The organism is Brevundimonas sp. UBA6550 (genome assembly GCF_002434505.1).
Classification (GTDB): Bacteria; Pseudomonadota; Alphaproteobacteria; order Caulobacterales; family Caulobacteraceae; genus Brevundimonas.
Genome location: NZ_DJKE01000004.1, coordinates 58,654 through 78,788 on the forward strand (window position 1 = coordinate 58,654; position 20,135 = coordinate 78,788).

Here is a 20,135-nt window from a genome sequence, read left to right on the forward strand (position 1 = left end):
CCTCAGGGTTTCAGGGCGTCGATCACCACGCCCTCGGTCAGCAGTTGCGGCAGGATGTCCGGCTCGGCGCGACCCGGCCGATAGACCAGATAGAGCGGCACTCCCGACCGGCCGTGCGCCTGAAGCTCGCGCGTGATGGCGTCGTCACGGCGGGTCCAATCCCCGACCAGATAGACGGCGTTCGCCTGTTTCACCGCCTGGGCCACGCGCGGCGACGACAGGGCGGCGCGCTCGTTGATCTTGCAGGTCACGCACCAGTCGGCCGTCAGATTGACCAGAACCGGCCGGCCCGCCGACGTCGCTTCAGCGACCGCCGCCGCCGACCACGGCTGGGCGTCCAGCGCGCCGCTTTCGCTGCGAGGCCCGGCGTCCGCCGTGCGCGCCGCGCCGGCGGCGACCCCGGCCAGTCCCACCGCCAGCAACCCGGCGACGGTCGCGCAGAGCGCCGCCATCACAGGCCGTCGCCCGTTCTGACGCGCGTCCTGAGCCAGACCCGCCAGCCAGGCGGTGAAGGCCAGCATCAGCGCCGCCGTCAGCAACAGCCCCACGGCGTCCACGCCGCCCTGTTTGGCGAACACCCAGACCAGCCACAGGGCCGCGCCATACATCGGAAAGGCCAGCACGCCCTTCAGCCGCGCCATCCAGACGCCGGGCCGAGGCAGGCGCGCCAGCAGTCCGGGCGACAGGCTGACCGCCAGATAGGGCAGGGCCAGGCCCAGCCCCAGCATCAGAAACACCGCCAGCGCCAGGGGCCAGGCCAGCACCAGGGCCGCGCCCAGGGCCGCGGCCATGAAGGGGGCGGTGCAGGGCGCCGCCACCACCACGGCCAGAACGCCGGTGAAGAAGGCGCCGGCCGCGCCCGGCAGGCGCGACAGCGGCCCCGACCCCGCGCTCTGCAACCCGGCCCCGACATGGAAGACGCCCGACAGGTTCAGCCCGACCAGCAGCATGATCAGGGCCAGGGCCGCCACCACGCCCGGCGACTGAAGCTGGAAGCCCCAGCCGATGGCCTGACCCGCCGCCCGCAGCGCCAGAAGCCCGCCGGCCAGCGCCAGGAAGCTGACCAGCACCCCGGCGGTGAAGGCCAGGCCGTCCCGGCGCGCGCGTCGCGGATCGTGCGCCGCCGCCGACAGCGAGGCCGCTTTCATGGCCAGCACCGGGAAGACGCACGGCATCAGGTTCAGAACCAGCCCGCCCAGCAGGGCCAGCCCCAGGGCCTGGACGAATGTCCAGACGCCGCCGCCCGCCGGCCTGGCGTCGGCGTCCGCCAGCGGGGACAGGCCGCCGCGCCCCTGGGCGCTGGGCAGGGGCGGGCCGGGAACGGCCTTGATTTCCCACGCGCCCCTGTCGGTCGCCAGCACGCCCGACAGGGCGGCGTCCGCCCCGCGCTTTCCGGGCGCCAGGATCAGGGTCAGGCCATCGGGGCCGACCTGCCCCGTCTGGGCCGCCGCATGGTCGATGCGGTCGCCGTCATAGGGAAAGAAATAGGCCTGGCCGACGTCGCCGTCCGCCAGCGGCCCCCCGGTCGCGGTCAGGGTCAGCCGGTCCCCCTGTGCGGTCAGCCGGGCCTCGATCCCGGCCGGGCGCGGCGCGGTCTCGATCAGCCGTTCGATCTGCGCGCCCCACGGCCGGGCCAGGGGAGCGGCGCCGTCGCGCACCGGCAGGGCCAGCGACAAGGTCATCGGCTGCGGCACGCACATCTGGTCGCTGCACACCAGAAACAGCGCGTCCGTCGTCAGGGTCAGGATTTCGCCGGGTCGGGCCGAGGCGGGCGCATGGATCGGCACGGGCAGCAGCACCTCGCCCGAATAGCCGTAGTTCATCAGGCTCATCAGCCGCTGGCGGCTGGGCAGGGGCCACAGGATCGGATCGGCCGTGACGCCCTGGGGCAGGGTCCAGGTCAGGCTGGTGGCCCCGCCGGAATCGCCGGGATTGCGCCAATAGGTGTGCCAGCCGGGCGCGATCTTCTGGCGCACCGCCACGACGGTGGTGGAACCCGGCGCGACCCATTGCGACATCGGGACCAGTTCGGCCTCGATCCGCTCGGTCCGCTGCGGGCCGAAGGCGACCTGGCCGGACGCCGGCCCGGCCACGGGCTGAGCCTGGGCCGAGACGGCCGTCAAAAGCAGAACAAGGCCAAGGACGAAGGCGAAGGGGCGCACGTTTGGTTTCCGACAGGGGAGAAGGCGCGCAACCTAACGTCTTGCGCGCCGCTCGGCCATCGCTGGTCCGTCCTCCGCGTCGATCAGCGCGGATAGGCCTCGTAAACGATCTCGGCGCGACGGCGCAGCGGCTCGTCCTTGCCCGAAGCCGTCACGGCGCCCGCATCCCCCGCCGCGCTCAGTTCGAAGATCGGCGCCGGCAGCCCTGCCTCGGTCAGGGCCGCGACCACCGCCCGCGCGCGACGCTGCGACAGGGTCAGATTGGCCTCGGCCGCGCCCGTGGCGTCGGCCAGGCCCATCACGCGGACGTGGCGCACGTCGCAATCCTTGGCCTTGGCCGCCGCCGCGCGCAGGACCATGGCCGCCGGCTCGGTCAGCCGCGCCTGGTTCTCGACGAAATAGATGTCGAACCGACCCGGAGCGCACAGCGATTCGCCCACCACCAGGGCGGTGCGTTTCGGCGTCGGCGCGCACGCCGCCACCATCCCCGTCGCCAGGATCGCCGCAGCCGTCAGTCCTTTTGCAAATCCGATAGGTCGCATCATCAGCCCTCCCGCCGGCGAACCGGCCCTTCTACGCAAAAGAGGCGGCCTGTCCGTGGACAAGCCGCCTCTTCAACCTAGCGCCGGTCGGCGAGTTCCGCGACCGACAAGTTTTCAACAGCGATCAATAACGACGCTGACCGTTGTCCCAGTAGCACTCGTCCTGGCGGTTGTCGTAGCAGTAGTAGTAGCGACCTTGGCTGTCGCGATAGCGCTGCTGGTTGTTGCGGTCTTGGTTGGAGCCGCGGATCGCGCCGGCTGCGCCGCCCAGGGCGCCGCCGATCAGGGCGCCGGTGGCTGCGTTGCCGCCGCCGACGTTGTTGCCGATGATGGCGCCGGCGACCGCGCCGAGGCCGGCGCCGACGGCGCCTTGGCGGACAGTCTGGTTCGGGCCGCTGCTGTACGGGTCGCTGGCGCAGGCCGAAGCCAGCAGACCGGCGCCTGCAATCGCGATGATCGCCTTGTTCATTGTGAAATCCTCTGTGCCTGGGTGTCGCCCCTAGGTCCCGAAACGTGATGTCCCGGCATAGGTTCCGCAGGGAAAGCGAAATATGGCCACGCTTGTTCGGAACGGGCGGGGCCACCGGACGTTCGGCCGACATGACCTCAGACCTGACAGACGCCTCGACCCCGCCGCCCGACGCCGTCGAGCGGCGCGCCCTGACCCCGCACGCGCCGCTGCGCCATGCGGTGGTGCTGGTCAATCCGCTGTCCGGCAGCGTGGGACCGCGCGCGGCCGCCGAGGTCGAGGCCATCATGGCCGACTACGATCTGAAGGCCCAGGTCGTCACTCTGGAGGGCGGCGGCTTCGACGAGGCCATCGCGGAGGCTTTCGCGGCCAAGCCCGACGTGATCTTCGTGCTGGCCGGGGACGGTACGGCGCGGTCGGTCGCGTCCAAGGCCCGGCCCGACGGCCCAATGATCGCCCCCCTGCCGGGCGGGACCATGAACATGCTGCCCAAGGCGCTTTACGGCACCGCCGACTGGAAGCTGGCGCTGAAGCGGGCGCTGGAGGAGGGCGAGGCCCAGCCGGTTTCGGGCGGCGAGGTACAGGGCGAATACTTCTATTGCGCCGCCATCCTGGGCTCGCCCGCCCTATGGGCGCCGGCGCGCGAGGCCATGCGGACCGGCAAGATAAAGCTGGCCTGGCAATACGGGCGACGCGCGCTGAAACGCGCCTTCTCGGGGAGGTTGCGCTTCACCCTGGACGGCGGCGAGAAGCGCCGGACCGAGGCGCTGGTGCTGATCAGCCCGATGATCTCCAAGGCGATGGAGGACCCTATCGGGCTGGAGGCGGCCGCCATGGACCCCAGCGATACGACCCAGGCCTTTCGGCTGGCTGCGACGGCTCTGTTCAGCGACTGGCGTCAGGACCCGGCGGTTTCGACCCGGCCGGCCAAGCTGATCGAGGTGCGGGCGCGCTCCAAGATTCCGGCGGTCATCGACGGCGAGCCCCTGCTGCTGAAACCCGACGCCGTGATCCGCTTCGTACCCAAGGCCTTCAAGGCGCTGGCGCCCAAGCCGCCGTCGGCCGAGGACAGCATCTGATGGGCCGCGTTCTCCAGTTCTCTGACGTCCATTTCGGCTGCGAGCACAAGCACGCCTGCGCCGCCGCCCTGGATTACGCTCACGCCACGCCCAACGACCTGGTGCTGATCACCGGCGACATCACCCAGAAGGGTTATCCCGACGAGTTCACGGCCGCCGGCGAATGGATGCGGGCCATGCCCGAGCCGCGCTTCGTCATCGTCGGCAATCACGACGTGCCCTATTGGGACGCGGTGGCGCGGGTGCTTCACCCCTGGCGCGCGTTCGAAACGGCGACCGGCTTTCCCGCCCACGACGGCCAGTTCCGCAGCGATGCGGTCATGGTGCGGGGCGTGGTCACGGCGCGCGGCTGGCAGGCGCGGCCCAACTGGTCCAAGGGCGTCATCGACCTGGACCAGACGCGCCGCGCGGCCGAGGCCCTGCGTCAGGCGCCCATCGGCGCTCTGCGTATCCTGGCTTGCCACCATCCGCTGATCGAGATGGTCGGCACGCCGATGACCGGCGACGTCAAGCGCGGCGACGAGGCGGCCCTGATCTTCGCCGAGGCCGGGGTCGATCTGATCATGACCGGCCATGTTCATGTGCCCTTCGCCATGCCGATTCCGCTGGCGGACCACTGCTCCTATGCGGTGGGCTGCGGAACCCTGTCGCATCGCGAGCGGGGCGCGCCGCCAGGCTTCAACCAGATCGACTGGGACGCCAAAACCATCACCGTCACGGCCCTCGCCTGGGACGGAGCCAGCTATCGCTCGCACCAGGTGTGGCGCTTGCCGCGACGTCAGGACACCCGCAAGGCCGCGACGGCGCCCAGCCCGGTCGAGCCGGGCGCATTGGAGAAGGCGGCGGTTTAAGCGTGTCTTCTCCCCATTTCATGGGGAGGTGGCGCGGCGCGCCTTCGCGCCGTGACGGAGGGGGTCTTTGCCGCATCGCGGGCGCCTGTTGAACGTCAAGAGCCCCTCCACCGCGCTTCGCGCGGCCCCCTCCCCACACGTGGGGAGGAGACTTGTCCCTACCGGAACGGCGGCTCGTCGAAGGCGCGAAGCTTGCGCGAATGCAGACGAGAGCCCTCGCTGCGCATCAGATCGACGGCCTGAATGCCGATCTGCAGGTGTTCGGAAATCGAGCCTTCATAGAAGCGGTTGGCCTGGCCCGGCAGTTTGATCTCGCCGTGCAGCGGCTTGTCCGACACGCACAGCAGGGTGCCGTAGGGCACGCGGAAGCGATAGCCCTGGGCGGCGATGGTGGCGCTTTCCATATCGATGGCGACGGCGCGGCTCTGGTTGAAGCGCAGGGCTGACTTGGAATAGCGCAGCTCCCAGTTCCGGTCGTCGGTGGTCACGACGGTGCCGGTGCGCAGGCGCAGCTTGACCTCGTCGCCCGGCATGCCGCTGACCGACTTGGTGGCGTCGTACAGGGCGCGCTGGACCTCGGCGATCGAGGGGATGGGGATGTCCGGCGGCAGGACCGCGTCCAGCACGTGATCGTCGCGCAGATAGGCGTGGGCCAGCACATAGTCGCCGATGGTCTGGCTGGCGCGCAAGCCGCCGCAGTGACCGATCATCAGCCAGACGTGCGGACGGGTGACGGCCAGGTGGTCGGTGATGGTCTTGGCGTTGGACGGACCGACGCCGATGTTGACCAGGGTCACGCCCTTATGGCCCGGCGCGGTCAGGTGATAGGCCGGCATCTGGTGCTTCTTCCAGGCCGTGTCGCTGATCGCCGCCTCGGGGTTGGGCGTGTCGCGCGTGATGATCACGCCGCCGGCGCAGGACAGGGTTTCGTAGGGGCTGCCCGGCGTCTGAAGCTGTTCGATGGCCCAGCGCACGAACTCGTCGACATAGCGGTTGTAGTTGGTGAACAGGACGTAGGACTGAACGTCGTCGACCGGCGTGCCGGTGTAGTGTTTCAGCCGCGCCAGCGAGAAGTCGGTCCTGAGGCCGTCGAAGTGCGACAGGGGGAAGTCCCCGCCCATTTCGAACAGGCCGTCGGCGATCTCGTCGCCGATATGGGCCAGGTCCGTGGTCGGGAACCAGCGCGCAAGAGCCGCCGTCATCGACCGGTCCAGCGCGACCTCCAGCCCGTCCGTCACATAGGGGAAGGGGATTTCCTGACGCGAGACGCCGACCTCGAAGGTCGCATTATATTCCTGCTCCAGCAGGCCCAGTTGTTCGGTCAGATAGGGGCGGAACAGGTCCGGCCGGGTGATGGTGGTGGCGTAGCTGCCCTGTTTCGACAGCCGGGCGTAGGCGCGCGGCTCCAGGTCCTGGGGGCGATCCCCATCCCAGCGGATGCGAAGTTCGGGATAGGCGAACACCCCTTCGGCGCGTTTCAGCGGATCGGGCCGCTCGCCGGTGTTGACGAAATCCCGCACGGCGTCGCGCAGGTTGGTCACGGATTGGGTGTAGAGGGTTTCGAGGCGGTCCAGCGCCGCCTGTGCTGTCATCTGTTCTGTCATGACTTCCTCTAGCGAAGCTTCTTGGCTTTGGCGAGGCGCCCGCCGTTCAAACCCGATTTCGCTGCATTGCAGCAATTTATGACAGGGCTGCGGTTGCGGATCGGGGCGTGGGGGCGCATCTGGCCCGGATGTCTTCTTCCCTCGCGTCAGCGCCCGCCAAGAAGGAGCTCGGCTTCGTCGAGTTCGTCTGCCTCATCGCCCTGATGATGGCGCTGAACGCCCTGGCCATCGATTCCATGCTGCCGGCCCTGCCGCACATCGGCGACGACCTGGGGGTGGCCAACGCCAACAGTCGCCAGTGGGTGGTGACGGCCTATCTGCTGGGCTTCGGCGGGGCGCAGCTGATCTATGGCCCGCTGGCGGATCGGTTCGGGAGGAAGCCCGTGCTGCTGGTGGGCGTGGGCCTCTATGTGGTGTTCAGCCTTCTGGCGACCCTGGCGCCGACATTCGACATGCTGATCCTGGCCCGCATCGGCCAGGGGCTGGGCAGCGCCTGCACCCGCGTTCTGGCCGTCTCCATCGTGCGCGACAGGTTCGAGGGGCGCACCATGGCGAGGGTCATGTCCTTCAGCTTCCTGGTCTTCCTGGGCGTGCCGATCCTTGCGCCCTCCATCGGCCAGATGATCATGCTGGTCGGCCCGTGGCGCTGGATATTCGCCGGACTGGGCCTGGTCGGCGTCGGCCTGATCGTCTGGGCCAGCTTGCGTTTGCCCGAGACGCTGAAACCCGAGGACCGGCTGCCGATCCAGGTGCGTCGCCTGGCCTCGGCCTATCGGGTCGCCGTCACCGACCGCACGGCCGTCGGCTATACGCTGGCCATGACGGCGATCACCGGGGCGCTGTTCGGTTTCATCAACTCGTCCCAGCAGATCTTCGCCGACGTGTTCGACGCCGAGGCGGCGTTTCCGGCCATCTTCGCCCTGATCGCGGGCGGCATCGCCGTGGCTTCGCTGGTCAACGCCCGGCTGGTGGTCAAGCTGGGGTCGCGCAGGATTTCGCACACCGCCCTGATCGGCTTCACCGCCATATCCGCCATCCACGCCGCCGTGGCGATCAGCGGCCATGAATCGATCTGGACCTTCGCGGTGCTGCAGACCCTGACCATGTTCTGCTTTGGCCTGATCGCCGGCAATTTCGGCGCCATGGCCATGGAGACGATGGGCCATATCGCCGGCACCGCCGCCTCGATCCAGGGGTTCGTCTCCACCATCGCCGGCTCGCTGCTGGGCTTTGCGGTGGGTCAGCAGTTCAACGGCACCACGGTTCCGATGGCGGCGGGCTTCACCGTCTTCGGACTGATCGCCCTGGTCTGCGTCCTGTTCGCCGAGCGCGGGCGGCTGTTCCGGGCGCACCACCTGCCGCCAGTCGGGAGCGCTTAGGACCGAGACTTGATCTTTTCGGCGTTTCCGCGCGTTGTCCGGCCAATCGTTACGGTCAGCCTAGGAAAACCCCGATGAAGCGCAAAGCGCTCGGCCTCGTCTCCGCCCTCGCCCTCGCCGCCGCCCTGGGGGTCAGCGCCTGCTCCACCACCCCTGGCGGCGCGTCCTTGGCCCCGCCCGCCATCGCCCCGGCGCCCGGCCCGGAAGCGGTCGACAGCCATACCTACGCCCGGCCCGAGATCGCGCGCGTCGTCGATGTGGCGCTGGACCTGAGAGCCGACTTCCAGGCCAGGACCCTGGCGGGGACGGCGACCCTGGACATCCTGGCCGTTCCCGGCGCCAACGAGGTGATCCTGGACATCCGCAACCTGGACATCCAGGACGTGCGCGACGCGACGGGACAGCCGCTGCGCTTCGTGGTCGGCGAGAACGACGCCATCAAGGGTCAGCCCCTGACCGTCTATTTCCCGGCCTTCGCCGCCAATGAGCGCCGCAAGATCACGGTCCGCTATTCGACCCGGCCGGACGCCGCCGCCCTGCAATGGCTCAGCCCGGCCCAGACGGCGGGCGGCCAGAAGCCCTATCTGTTCAGCCAGGGCCAGGCGATCCTGACTCGCACCTGGGTGCCGACTCAGGACAGCCCCGGCATCCGCCAGACCTATTCGGCCCGCATCACCGCGCCCGAAGACCTGACGGTGGTCATGAGTGCCGATCATCTGACGCCGAACGGCGAGCGGGCCGCAAACGGGATGAAGACCTGGCGCTTCCGGATGAACAATCCGATCCCGCCCTATCTGATCGCGCTGGGCGTCGGCGATATCGCCTTCGCCCCGTTCGACGGCCGCACCGGGGTCTGGACCGAGCCCAGCCGCCTGCGCGCCGCCCAGTGGGAGCTGGAGCCGACCGCCCAGATGGTGACGGCGGCCGAGAAGCTGTACGGCCCGTATCGCTGGGGCCGCTACGACCTCTTGGTCCTGCCCCCCTCCTTCCCGTTCGGCGGCATGGAGAACCCCAAGCTGACCTTCGCCACCCCGACCATCATCGCCGGCGACCGTTCGCTGGTGTCGCTGGTCGCGCACGAACTGGCGCACTCCTGGTCGGGCAATCTGGTGACCAACGCGACCTGGAACGACTTCTGGCTGAACGAGGGGTTCACCGTCTATTTCGAGAACCGGATCATGGAATCCGTCTATGGCCATGACCGCGCCATGCAGGAGCAGGTGCTGGGCTGGGACAGCCTTCAGGACACGCTGAAATCCCTGCCGGCGGCGGACACCCGCCTGCATCTGGACCTGAAGGGTCGCGACCCCGACGACGGCATGAACGACATCGCCTATGAAAAGGGCGCCCTGTTCCTGCGGACCATCGAGCGCACCGTCGGGCGGGATCGGTTCGACGCCTGGCTGCGCGGCTATTTCGACCGCAACGCCTATCGCCCGATGACGACCGCCATGTTCCTACAGGACATCCGCGACAACCTGATCAAGGGCGACGCCGCGCTGGAAGGCCAGTTGCAGATGGACGCCTGGGTCTATCAGCCCGGCCTGCCGTCCAACGCCGTGGCGCCCGTCTCCCACGCCTTCGAGCCGGTGGACGCGGCCGCCGTGGCCTTCTTCAAGGACAAGGGCCCGGCCTCGGCCATTCCGTGGGCGGACTGGAACACCCAGCAGCGCCAGCGCTTCCTGGGCTGGCGTCCCGACGGTCTGCGCACCGGCGCCGACTGGCTGACCAATGCGCAGCTGGCCGATCTGGAGCGCACGCTGAACCTGGCGAACGAAGGCAATGCCGAACTGACCTTCGCCTGGCTGCAGATCGCCCTGGCCCATCGCTATCAGCCGGCGGTCGCCACGGCCGAGAAGTTCCTGACCAGCCAGGGCCGCCGCAAGTTCGTCCTGCCCCTGTTCCAGACCCTCTGGAGCGAAGGCGACTGGGGCCGCCCGATCGCCCGCCGCATTTACGCCGAGGCCCGTCCGCTGTATCATCCGGTCACCAGCGGTTCGGTCGATCAGCTGGTCGGACGGCCGTAACATCAAAAGTCTCCTCCCCACTCGTGGGGAGGGGAACCGCGAAGCGGTGGAGGGCCGTAGAAATCCCGCAGGCATAAAATAGCCCCTCCGTCACGGCGCGAAGGCGCGCCGCGCCACCTCCCCATTTCATGGGGAGGAGACAAGTCATTGGCGCTACAGGTCCACGACCGCCACGCCGGTTTCCTCCGACAGCCGTTCCGCAAGGACGGCGCGGTGGCAGCCGGCGTGGTCGGCCTCGAAACACAGCAGGGCGACGCGCGTTTCGGCCGCCAGCGCCTTCAGCCGTTCGTATTCGATCTGCGCCTGCGGCTCGGCCAAATGATCGGCGAAGATGGCGCGCATCTCGCCGACGCGCCCTTTGCGCGCCGCGTCACGTCCCGCCTTGGGCGTGCCCAGGCCGCGCAGGTGGACATAGTCGATCCCCTCGGCCTTCAGGCTTTCGCCCAGGATCGTCTTGGAAAAGCCGGCGCGGCGCGAGGCGGCGACGGCGCGGACATCGACCAGGGTCTGGACCCCGGCCGTCTTCAACCGCGCGATCACCTCCGCCTGGGTCGCGCCTTCGTAACCGATGGTGAAAAGCTTCATTCGCATCAGATGGGCGACGGCGCACGGATCGCCAGCGTCACGGTGAACGCCTGCGTTGCGGTGCGGCGCCCTATCGTCTATCCCGCCGACACGGATTTCGACTGGAGCTTTCCCCATGGCTGACCTCGCCCCCGGCGTCGTGACTCTCTTCGGAGGGTCGGGCTTCATCGGGTCGCAGGCGGTGCGCGCCCTGGCGCGGCGCGGCTGGCGCATCCGCATCGCCGTGCGCAACCCGGTCCTGGCCATCGAGATCCAGCCGCTGGGCGATCCCGGCCAGATCCAGTTCATGCGCTGCGACATCACCGATGCGGCCGACGTGGCCGCCGCCGTGCGTGGCGCGGACGCCGTGGTCAATCTGGTCGGCGTGCTGCACGACGCGGGCGGCAAGCGCGGTTTCGACGCCGTTCACACCCAGGCGGCCAAGACCATCGCCGAAGCCGCCAAGGCTGCGGGCGTGAAGCGTCTGGTCCAGATGTCGGCCATCGGCGCCGACGCAAACAGCCGTTCGGCCTACGGCCGCACCAAGGCCCAGGCCGAGGCGGCCGTGCGCGCCGTCTATTCCGACGCGGTGATCCTGCGTCCATCGTTGGTGTTCGGCGCGGGCGACGGCTTCCTGAACCGCTTTGCCTCCATGGCCACCCTGTCGCCCTTCCTGCCCCTGATCGGCGGCGGCGACACCCGGTTCCAGCCGGTCTATGTCGGCGACGTGGCCGAGGCGATCGCGCGCGCCGTGATCCGCGTGGACGCGGCGGGCCGCACCTATGAGTTGGGCGGGCCGAGCGTCTTCACCTTCCGCGAGGTGCTGGAGCTGGTGCGGCGCGAGACGGGTCGTGACCGGATGCTGGTCTCCGTGCCCTTCGCGGTCGCCAAGCCGCTGGGGTCGCTGCTGCAGCTGAGCCGGTTCGTCGGCGTCACGCCGCCGCTGACGCGCGATCAGGTGCTGATGCTGGAGCGCGACAATGTCGTGGCGCCCGAGGCCCTGGGTCTGGCGGCGCTGGGTGTGGATCACGCCACGGGCATGGCCGCCATCGCCCCCTCCTATCTGTGGCGCTACCGCGTCGGCGGCCAGTTCGCCGAAGCCCCGGCGCACTGAGCCGGCTGCGGATCAATCCCCATCAGATAGGACCGCAGGCCGCGTTTCGCCGCCTGCGGGGCTTCGCTTGCGGGAACAAAGAGTGCACAGCTTAAGGATGCCGGCCACGCAGCCCCAATTCTCTCCGACCCGGACGCCTGACCTGAACGACGCGAGGGCCCTGCTGTCGCGCGTCTGGGGCCATGCGGATTTCCGGGGGCTGCAGGGGCAGGTGGTCGAACAGATCCTGTCCGGCGGCGACGTTCTGGCGGTCCTGCCGACCGGCGGCGGAAAGAGCGTCTGCTATCAGATCCCGGCCATCCTGCGCCCCGGCCTGGGTCTGGTGGTGTCGCCCCTGATCGCCCTGATGACCGATCAGGTCGAGGCGCTGAAGCAGCAGGGCGTCGCGGCGGCCCGTCTGGATTCCGGCGTGTCGCTGGACGAGCGTTCGGCCATCTGGGCGGCCGCGCGGTCCGGCGAGTTGGACCTGCTCTATGTCTCGCCCGAAGGTCTGGCGGCGGGCGCCATGATGGATCGTCTGGCCGAACTGCCGCTCAGCCTGATCGCCATCGACGAAGCCCACTGTGTCTCGCAATGGGGCCACGACTTCCGCCCCGACTATCGCAATCTGGGTCTGCTGGCCGAGCGGTTTCCGAACACGCCCCGCATCGCGGTGACGGCGACCGCCGACGCCCGCACGCGCGACGACATCCTGCGCTCGCTGCGGCTGGAGGAGGCCAGGGTCTTCGTCGACAGTTTCGCGCGCCCGAACCTGCAACTGTCGGCCGAGCGCAAGGAGAGCGCCTCGCGCGCCAAGACCGACGCGCGGGTCATCGAACTGGTGCGCGAACGGCGGGGCAAGTCGGGCGTGGTCTATTGCGGCAGTCGTGACGGCTGCGACCGTGTGGCCCAGGCTTTGCGCGACGCCGGGACCAACGCCATCGCCTATCACGCCGGCATGGACACGCGCGAACGCGACCGGCGGCTGGAGCGGTTTCTGGCCGAGGAGGGCGCCGTCATGGTCGCCACCATCGCCTTCGGCATGGGGGTGGACAAGGCCGATGTGCGCTTCGTCATCCACGCCGATCCGCCCGGCAGCCTGGAGGCCTATTGGCAGGAGATCGGCCGGGGCGGGCGCGACGGCGAACCGGCCGAGGGCATCACCCTGTACGGCCCGTCCGACATCGCCTGGTCGCTGCGTCGGCTGGACAGCCGTCCGATGGCGGAAGAGGTCAAACAGGTCCAGGTGCGCAAGACCCGCCAACTGTTCGCCATGCTGGACGGCGCCGTCTGTCGCGCCCAGGCCGTGCGGCGATACTTCGGCGAGCATGACGCCCAGCCGTGCGGCGTCTGCGACATCTGCGGCGACCCGCCCCAGCTTTATGACGCCACCGTCCCGGCGCAGAAGGCGCTGGCGGCGGTTCAGCGTCTGGGCGGACGCTTCGGGCGCAACCGCGTCGTCGATCACCTGACCGCCCGCACCAAGGACGTTCAGCCGTGGGAGCAGCAACTGTCCACCTGGGGCATCGGACGCGACATCTCGCTGACTTCGTGGCGAGAGATCGTCGATCACCTGCTGTTCGAGGGGCTGCTGGCCGAGGATCCCAACGACGGCAAGCCGCTGGTGGGGTTAGGCGACCCCGAGGCCGTGCGCGCCGTCTACAAGTCCGAACGCCAGATCGAGGTGCGCCGCGCCCCGTTGCGGGCCGATACGACGCCGCGCCGCCGCGACCGCACGGGCGAGGGGCGCAATGCGGCGCTGGAGACGATGGACGCCGACGTCCGCGCCCGGTTCGAAGCTCTGCGCGCCTGGCGCCGCGATCGCGCCTCGGAGCAGCATGTCCCGCCCTATGTCATCTTCCAGGACAAGAAATTGCTGGAGATCGCCCATGCCGAGCCGGGCGACCTGAACAGCCTGGGCGCCATTTCCGGCGTTGGTCAGTCGAAACTGGATCGCTACGGCAAAGGGGTGCTGGAGACGCTGGGCGCTCTGTAGCGGACGCTTTTCGGCGTCATTCCCGGGCTGAGCGCAGCGAGGAACCCGGAAGTCATGGCCAGAGGCGCGTCGTCGAGACGGCAGGCGTCCAGGTCCGCCTCCAGGGTTCCGGGTTCGTCCTTCGGACGCCCCGGAATGACGGATCGTGACGGTCGGATCAGACGGCCGGCTTGGGCGGGGCGGTGATGACCTCGACATTGTCGTTCAGCAGATAGGACAGTTCCGACAGGGCGACGGCGCGGTCCGCCGGGGTGGCGGCGGCCTGCACCGCCAGAACCTTCTTGGGCATGTCCTCGGAAATGCCGCGCAGGATGCATTTCAGATCGCCGTCCGTGCCGCGTTCCTTCAGGATCAGGTGGCCCTGCATGTCCAGAGCGGCCAACTGCTCGGCCTGGGCCTTGAAGCCGGTGAAGGCCTGGCTGGTGAAGAAGGCGGCGTCGTCGGCGGCCTTGGCGGCGGCCCAGCCGTCGACCACGGCCTTCAGGCTGGTCGAGCGCGAGATGATGTCGGCGAACAGCGGCTCGCCCGCCACCGAGATCGGCGCGCCGGGCACGACCGCCGGCTGCTCGGCGGCCAGGGCCACCGAGGGATTGGACATCGCCAGGGCGATCGTGAGAGCAAGGCCGCAGGACATGGAGGTGACTTCCTGTTTCAGCGTCCGCTGGGACGTTGAACCTGAATACGCCCCAGCCGTAAACGAGTGTTTACCCTGTCATTCCCGATGGAGACGACGATGACCCGCGATGCCGCCTGGACCGCCTTCGACCAAGCCGCCGCCGAGGCCGCCTCTGCGCGGATCGTCGATCAGTTCGCCGCCGATCCCGACCGGCTGGGGCGAATGTCGGTCGAGGCGGCGGGGCTTTATGTCGATCTGTCGAAACAGAGCTGGACCCGCGCGGCTTTCGACGCCTGTCTGGACCTGGCCCGCGCCAGCGACGTCGAGGGGCGGCGCGCGGCCCTGTTCGCCGGTGAGGCCGTCAACCTGACCGAGGGGCGGGCCGTGCTGCACCCCGCCCTGCGCGCCGCGCCCGGCGCCGGCTTCAAGGCCCTGGGGCAGCCGGTCTCTGCCGAGGTGGACGCCGTGCGGGCGGACATGAAGGCGTATGCCGATGCGGTGCGGTCGGGCGCCGAGGTGGGCGCGACAGGACGCAGGTTCGAGGCCATCGTCCATGTCGGCATCGGCGGATCGGACCTGGGGCCGCGCGTGGTCTGGGATGCGCTGCGCCCGCTGGACCCGGCCATCGACCTCAGGTTCGTCGCCAATATCGACCCGCGCGACATGGCCGAGGCCCTGACCGGGCTGGACCCCGAGACGACGCTGGTCGTGGTCGTATCCAAGACCTTCACCACCCAGGAAACCCTGGCCAACGCCGAGGCGGCCAAGGCGTGGCTGGCGGCGGCCCTGCCGTCGGAGGGGATGACGAAACACTTCATCGGGGTGACGGCGGCGCCCGATAAGGCGGCGGCCTTCGGCTGTGGTCGAACTTTCGCGTTCCGGGACTGGGTCGGCGGGCGCTATTCGCTGTGGTCGGCGGTCAGCCTGTCGTGCGCCATCGCCCTGGGCTGGGAGGTGTTCGAAGAAATGTTGGCCGGGGCGGCCGCCATGGACGATCACTTCGTCTCGGCGCCGCTGGAGCGGAACGCGCCGATCCTGCTGGCCCTGGCCCAGGTGTTCAACGTCGATGGCCTGAATCGCCCGGCGCGGACGGTGGCGCCCTATGCCCATGCGCTTCGCCGCCTGCCGTCCTTCCTGCAGCAGCTGGAGATGGAATCGAACGGCAAGCGGGTGCATCGCGACGGAAGCCCGGTCACGCGCCAGACCTGCCCCGTCGTGTTCGGCGAGCCGGGCACCAACGGCCAGCACGCCTTCTTCCAGCAGATACACCAGGGGCCGGACGTCGTGCCGGCCGAGTTCGTGATCGTGGCCCGCACCCATGAGGACGCGCCGGAATCGCCGCTGTGGTCCAACGCCCTGGCCCAGGGACAGGCGCTGATGGTCGGCAAGACGACCGAGGCGGCCAGGGCCGAAGGTCTGGCGCAAGGTTTGTCGGAAGACGAGGCCGCGCGCCTGGCGCCCCACCGCACCTTCACCGGCAACCGCCCCTCGACCGCCATCGTCATGGACCGGCTGACACCCCGGACGCTGGGCGCCCTGCTGGCCCTCTACGAGCACAAGACCTTCGTCGAGGGCGTGATCTGGGACATCAACAGCTTCGACCAATGGGGCGTCGAACTGGGCAAGGTGCTGGCCAAGGCCATCTTGAAGGACGTCGATGCAGGCGGTCCGTCCGCCGATCTGGACCCGTCCACGGCGGCGCTGATGAAACGCCTGATGGGCTGACGCGAAAAAGGCCCGACCGGGCGGTCGGGCCTTCATCTGGATCTGACGATCGCTTACCAGCGACGGTCGTAGCGATAGTCTCGGCGGTCGTCCCGGCGATAATCGCGACGGTCGTAACGCGAATCGTAGCGGCGGCCGTCGTAGCGATAGTCATAGCCCGAGCGGTTGCGGTCGATGCCGTGCTCGCGTTCCCAATGACCCTGGTTCCGGTAGCACTGGCCGCCGCGATAGTATTCGCAGCTGGAGCCGCGGTTCGAGGCCACCGCCCCCACCGCCGCGCCGGCCAGGGCGCCGCCCGCGATATAGTTGCCGTCGCCGTTGCCGTAGATGGCGCCGGCTAGGCCGCCCACCGCCGCGCCGATCAGGGCGTTGCGGCCGGTGTTGTCGCGATCCCGCGACTGGGCCGAGGCGGGGGCCGCCATCAGGGTCATGGCGACGATCGGGGCGGCGACGACGGCGGTGATCTTCAGCAGCTTGGACATATCCGTCTCCTTTGTTTCGTGGTCGATGCTGTTGGAAAGCGCATCGACGTTGAGACGGTTTTAGCGCGCCGCGTCTGAACGCACCGCCAGACGGTCGTTCATCCTGGGTTCACCCTGCGGAACAGGCGTCAGGCGCCGGCGGCTACTGCATGGCCACGCTGACCGTCGCCGCACGGGTCGCGGGCACGCCGTCGGCAAGGCGCAATTCTTCGCATTTGTTTCACCGGCCTCGCCTTGACGCTTTCCCCGCCCGCCCCTACTTGCGCGGGGTGTTGGCACTCTTGCCGGTCGGCTGCCAAAACGGCGATCGCGAGAGGGTCGGCTCACCGTTTCAGAACGCCCCGATCCGGGGGTTTTTAAGGGAGAAGTCCGATGGCGTTCCGTCCGCTCGGCGACCGCGTGCTGGTCAAGCGCGTTGAAGAAGAATCCAAGACCAAGGGTGGGATCATCATCCCCGACACCGCCAAGGAAAAGCCGCAGGAAGGCGAAGTCGTCTCCGTCGGCCCCGGCGCCCGTGACGAGTCCGGCAAGGTCAATGCTCTGGAGCTGAAGGCCGGCGACCGCATCCTGTTCGGCAAGTGGTCGGGCACGGAAGTGAAGATCGACGGCGACGACCTGATCATCATGAAAGAGTCGGACGTCCTGGGCGTCCTCAGCTGAGCTCGTGAGTCGTGAAGCGTGACTCGTGAATGGCGCGACCTCAGGTCAGCCGCCGATCAGGTCACATAATCACGATTCACCAATCACCATTCACGCTTCAAAGGAGCAGCCCGCATGGCCGCTAAAATCGTACACTTCAACACCGACGCGCGCGACAAGATGCTGCGCGGCGTCAACGTGCTCGCCAACGCCGTCAAGGTGACCCTGGGCCCCAAGGGCCGCAACGTCGTGATCCAGAAGTCCTTCGGCGCTCCGCGCTCGACCAAGGACGGCGTGTCGGTCGCCAAGGAAATCGAGCTGGAAGACGCCTTCGAGAACATGGGCGCCCAGATGATCCGCGAAGTCGCGTCGAAGACGAACGACAAGGCGGGCGACGGCACCACCACCGCCACCGTTCTGGCCCAGGCCATCGTGCAAGAGGGCCTGAAGGCCGTCGCCGCCGGCATGAACCCGATGGATCTGAAGCGCGGCATCGACAAGGCCGTCGGCCTGGTGCTGGAAGAGATCAAGTCGAACTCCAAGCCGGTTTCCAACAACTCGGAAATCGCCCAGGTCGGCACCATCTCGGCCAACGGCGATTCGGAAATCGGTGAACTGATCGCCCAGGCCATGGCCAAGGTCGGCAACGAAGGTGTCATCACCGTCGAGGAAGCCAAGACCGCCGACACCACCGTCGACGTCGTCGAAGGCATGCAGTTCGACCGCGGCTACCTGTCGCCTTACTTCATCACCAACGCCGACAAGATGGAGGCTCAACTCGAAGAGCCGCTCATCCTGCTGTTCGAGAAGAAGCTGACCTCGCTGCAGGCCATGCTGCCGATCCTGGAAGCCGTGGTTCAGTCGGGCCGTCCGCTGCTGATCATCGCCGAGGACATCGAAGGCGAAGCCCTGGCGACCCTGGTCGTCAACAAGCTGCGTGGCGGCCTGCGCGTCGCCGCCGTCAAGGCTCCGGGCTTCGGCGACCGCCGCAAGGCCATGCTGGAAGACATCGCCATCCTGACGGGCGGCCAGGTCATCTCGGAAGACCTGGGCATCAAGCTTGAGAGCGTCACGCTCGACATGCTTGGCAAGGCCAAGAAGGTCTCGATCACCAAGGACGACACCACCATCGTCGAAGGCGTCGGCGGCAAGGAAGAGATCGAAGCCCGCGTGGCCCAGATCAAGCGCCAGATCGAAGACACCACCTCCGACTACGACAAGGAAAAGCTGCAGGAACGTCTGGCCAAGCTGGCCGGCGGCGTCGCGGTTCTGCGCGTCGGCGGTTCGACCGAAGTCGAAGTGAAGGAAAAGAAGGACCGCGTCGACGACGCCCTGAACGCCACGCGCGCCGCGGCTGACGAAGGCATCGTTCCCGGCGGCGGCATTGCGCTGCTGAAGGCGTCGAAGATCCTGGCCGAGGTCAAGGGCGACAACGCCGACCAGAACGCCGGCATCGCCATCATCCGTCGCGCCCTGCAGGCTCCGATCCGTCAGATCGCCGAAAACTCCGGCGTCGAAGGCTCGATCGTGGTCGGCAAGGTGCTGGAGAACGGCGACGCTTCGTTCGGCTTCAACGCCCAGACCGAAGAGTACGGCGACCTGGTGCAGATGGGCGTCATCGACCCGGCCAAGGTCGTCCGCACGGCCCTGCAAGACGCCGCTTCGGTGGCCGGCATCCTGATCACCACGGAAGCCGCCGTCGCCGACGCCCCCAAGAAGTCGGGCGGCGCCGCCGCTCCCGACATGGGCGGCATGGGCGGCATGGGCGGCATGGACTTCTAAGTCCAAGCTGACCACTGCTGAAATGCAGAAGGGCGGGGCCGCAAGGTCCCGCCCTTTTTCTTTTCCTCCCCGCTCAAAGGGAAAGGGGACCGCCCCCGGGTCTCGCCAAAGGCGAGCCCGAGGACAGGCTAGGCGGTGGAGGGGCGGCTGAAGTCCCACAGGCGTCTGCGATGCGGCGCCAGCCCCTCCGTCACGACGCGAAGAGGCGTCGCGCCACCTCCCCATGAAATGGGGAGGAGACAGACTGCTTTAGAACTCCGAGATCGCGCCCGGTCGGCGCGAGCGGGTCTTCAGCCACATGACGCCCAACAGGTCCGAGAAGGACGCGCGTAGACGACCCCAGTTGGTGTATTTCGAGCGGCCGACTTCGCGGTGTCGATGGTCCACGTCGAGGTATTGGTTCTTGAACCCTTCGCGGATCATCAGCGCCGGCAAATAGCGGTGGATGTGATCGAAGTAGGGCAGGCGCAGGAAGACGTCCCGGCGGAAGGCCTTCAGGCCGCAGCCGGTGTCGTCGGCGTCGTCGCCGAGCAGTTTGCGGCGGATGCGGTTGGCCCAGATCGAGGCCTGGCGCTTGGCCTGGGTGTCCTGGCGCTTGGCGCGGCGGCCGCCGACCAAGCCGACGTCGGCGGGCGCCGCCATCAGGGCGTCGACCAGGCGCGGGGCGTCGGCGGGCGGGTTCTGGCCGTCGCCGTCCATCGTCACCACGACAGGACCGCGCGCCGCCAGGACGCCGGTGCGCACCGCGCGGCTCTGACCCGCATTGGTGCCATGCGACAGGACGCGCAAGGCGGGCAGTTCGGCCATGGCCGCCTTCAACTCGGCCAGGGTCGTGTCCTTCGAGGCGTCGTCGACGAAGATCATCTCGTAGGACCGCCCCGCGAAGGCGGCGGCGATCTCGCGCGCCAGGGGCACGGCGGCGCCGGCCTCGTCATGGACGGGCACGACGACGGAAATGTCGGGGGCGGAGGCGGCGCGGTCGATCATTCGTGGCTCCTTAGCGCATCCGCGGGCGCGAGTGAAACGGGCGGTGCGACCTTGCGTCTCATGGCGCGGGCGAGGGGCGCGGGCGCGCGGCCAAGCCGCCTCTCCGTCGTTCGGATGCCAGATGGTGGGCGGTCCTGC

The 20,135-nt window shown here is 68.7% G+C and carries 17 protein-coding genes; 9 read left to right on the top strand and 8 right to left on the bottom strand.

The genetic code is table 11. The features are described 5' to 3' along the window. Positions 1 to 2: 2 nt before the first annotated feature. The 3 genes from B3Z70_RS03310 to B3Z70_RS03320 form a co-directional block, all read right to left on the bottom strand. Positions 3 to 2,162, bottom strand: a complete 2,160-nt coding sequence (locus tag B3Z70_RS03310; protein ID WP_292044667.1) for a protein-disulfide reductase DsbD family protein — start codon at positions 2,160 to 2,162, stop codon at positions 3 to 5. Positions 2,163 to 2,245: 83 nt separating this feature from the next. After that, entirely contained in the window at positions 2,246 to 2,707 is a 462-nt protein-coding gene (locus B3Z70_RS03315; RefSeq protein WP_292022022.1) for an OmpA family protein, read from the bottom strand. 121 nt (positions 2,708 to 2,828) lie between these two features. Next, positions 2,829 to 3,173: a YMGG-like glycine zipper-containing protein gene (locus B3Z70_RS03320; protein ID WP_292022023.1), complete on the bottom strand. Its 345-nt coding sequence runs from the start codon at positions 3,171 to 3,173 to the stop codon at positions 2,829 to 2,831. Between the two features lie 131 nt (positions 3,174 to 3,304). Between B3Z70_RS03320 and B3Z70_RS03325 the strand changes: the two genes are divergently transcribed. Then, the gene (locus B3Z70_RS03325; protein ID WP_292022025.1) at positions 3,305 to 4,252 is read left to right on the top strand and encodes a diacylglycerol/lipid kinase family protein; all 948 of its coding nucleotides are present in this window, start codon (positions 3,305 to 3,307) and stop codon (positions 4,250 to 4,252) included. Continuing rightward, the gene (locus B3Z70_RS03330) at positions 4,252 to 5,103 is read left to right on the top strand and encodes a metallophosphoesterase family protein (RefSeq protein ID WP_292022028.1); all 852 of its coding nucleotides are present in this window, start codon (positions 4,252 to 4,254) and stop codon (positions 5,101 to 5,103) included. The genes B3Z70_RS03325 and B3Z70_RS03330 overlap by 1 nt, the downstream gene beginning before the upstream one ends. Positions 5,104 to 5,261: 158 nt before the next feature. On the opposite strand, the gene B3Z70_RS03335 is transcribed toward B3Z70_RS03330, so the two are convergent. Then, the gene (locus tag B3Z70_RS03335; protein WP_292022030.1) at positions 5,262 to 6,707 is read right to left on the bottom strand and encodes an AMP nucleosidase; all 1,446 of its coding nucleotides are present in this window, start codon (positions 6,705 to 6,707) and stop codon (positions 5,262 to 5,264) included. A gap of 128 nt (positions 6,708 to 6,835) precedes the next feature. Between B3Z70_RS03335 and B3Z70_RS03340 the strand changes: the two genes are divergently transcribed. Together B3Z70_RS03340 and B3Z70_RS03345 are read left to right on the top strand one after the other, a co-directional pair. Next, the gene (locus B3Z70_RS03340; protein ID WP_292022032.1) at positions 6,836 to 8,086 is read left to right on the top strand and encodes a multidrug effflux MFS transporter; all 1,251 of its coding nucleotides are present in this window, start codon (positions 6,836 to 6,838) and stop codon (positions 8,084 to 8,086) included. A 74-nt stretch (positions 8,087 to 8,160) separates the two neighbouring features. Beyond that, a complete protein-coding gene (locus B3Z70_RS03345; protein WP_292022034.1) occupies positions 8,161 to 10,113 on the top strand; it encodes a M1 family metallopeptidase in 1,953 nt (650 codons plus the stop codon). Between the two features lie 153 nt (positions 10,114 to 10,266). On the opposite strand, the gene B3Z70_RS03350 is transcribed toward B3Z70_RS03345, so the two are convergent. After that, positions 10,267 to 10,698 (bottom strand): DUF488 family protein, encoded by a 432-nt coding sequence (locus B3Z70_RS03350; RefSeq protein ID WP_292022036.1) that lies wholly within the window; start codon positions 10,696 to 10,698, stop codon positions 10,267 to 10,269. Between the two features lie 115 nt (positions 10,699 to 10,813). Here B3Z70_RS03350 and B3Z70_RS03355 point away from each other — a divergent pair, with 115 nt between their 5' ends. Next, positions 10,814 to 11,791, top strand: coding sequence for a complex I NDUFA9 subunit family protein (locus tag B3Z70_RS03355; protein WP_292044669.1), 978 nt, complete (start codon positions 10,814 to 10,816; stop codon positions 11,789 to 11,791). Positions 11,792 to 11,888: 97 nt separating this feature from the next. After that, positions 11,889 to 13,766 carry a DNA helicase RecQ gene (gene recQ, locus B3Z70_RS03360; RefSeq protein ID WP_292044671.1) on the top strand — a complete coding sequence of 626 codons (1,878 nt, stop codon included), beginning with the start codon at positions 11,889 to 11,891 and terminating at the stop codon, positions 13,764 to 13,766. 157 nt (positions 13,767 to 13,923) lie between these two features. On the opposite strand, the gene B3Z70_RS03365 is transcribed toward recQ, so the two are convergent. After that, the gene (locus B3Z70_RS03365) at positions 13,924 to 14,400 is read right to left on the bottom strand and encodes a hypothetical protein (protein WP_292022042.1); all 477 of its coding nucleotides are present in this window, start codon (positions 14,398 to 14,400) and stop codon (positions 13,924 to 13,926) included. A 99-nt stretch (positions 14,401 to 14,499) separates the two neighbouring features. Here B3Z70_RS03365 and pgi point away from each other — a divergent pair, with 99 nt between their 5' ends. Then, positions 14,500 to 16,107: a glucose-6-phosphate isomerase gene (gene pgi, locus B3Z70_RS03370; RefSeq protein WP_292044674.1), complete on the top strand. Its 1,608-nt coding sequence runs from the start codon at positions 14,500 to 14,502 to the stop codon at positions 16,105 to 16,107. A 53-nt stretch (positions 16,108 to 16,160) separates the two neighbouring features. Here the strand turns inward: pgi and B3Z70_RS03375 are convergent, their stop codons facing one another. Beyond that, positions 16,161 to 16,589, bottom strand: a complete 429-nt coding sequence (locus tag B3Z70_RS03375) for a hypothetical protein (RefSeq protein ID WP_292023575.1) — start codon at positions 16,587 to 16,589, stop codon at positions 16,161 to 16,163. A 372-nt stretch (positions 16,590 to 16,961) separates the two neighbouring features. Between B3Z70_RS03375 and groES the strand changes: the two genes are divergently transcribed. Beyond that, the gene (groES, locus tag B3Z70_RS03380; protein ID WP_292023578.1) at positions 16,962 to 17,249 is read left to right on the top strand and encodes a co-chaperone GroES; all 288 of its coding nucleotides are present in this window, start codon (positions 16,962 to 16,964) and stop codon (positions 17,247 to 17,249) included. Positions 17,250 to 17,363: 114 nt separating this feature from the next. Beyond that, the gene (groL, locus tag B3Z70_RS03385) at positions 17,364 to 19,010 is read left to right on the top strand and encodes a chaperonin GroEL (RefSeq protein ID WP_292023580.1); all 1,647 of its coding nucleotides are present in this window, start codon (positions 17,364 to 17,366) and stop codon (positions 19,008 to 19,010) included. Positions 19,011 to 19,259: 249 nt separating this feature from the next. On the opposite strand, the gene B3Z70_RS03390 is transcribed toward groL, so the two are convergent. Beyond that, positions 19,260 to 19,997 carry a glycosyltransferase family 2 protein gene (locus tag B3Z70_RS03390; protein WP_292020473.1) on the bottom strand — a complete coding sequence of 246 codons (738 nt, stop codon included), beginning with the start codon at positions 19,995 to 19,997 and terminating at the stop codon, positions 19,260 to 19,262. Positions 19,998 to 20,135 lie beyond the last annotated feature (138 nt).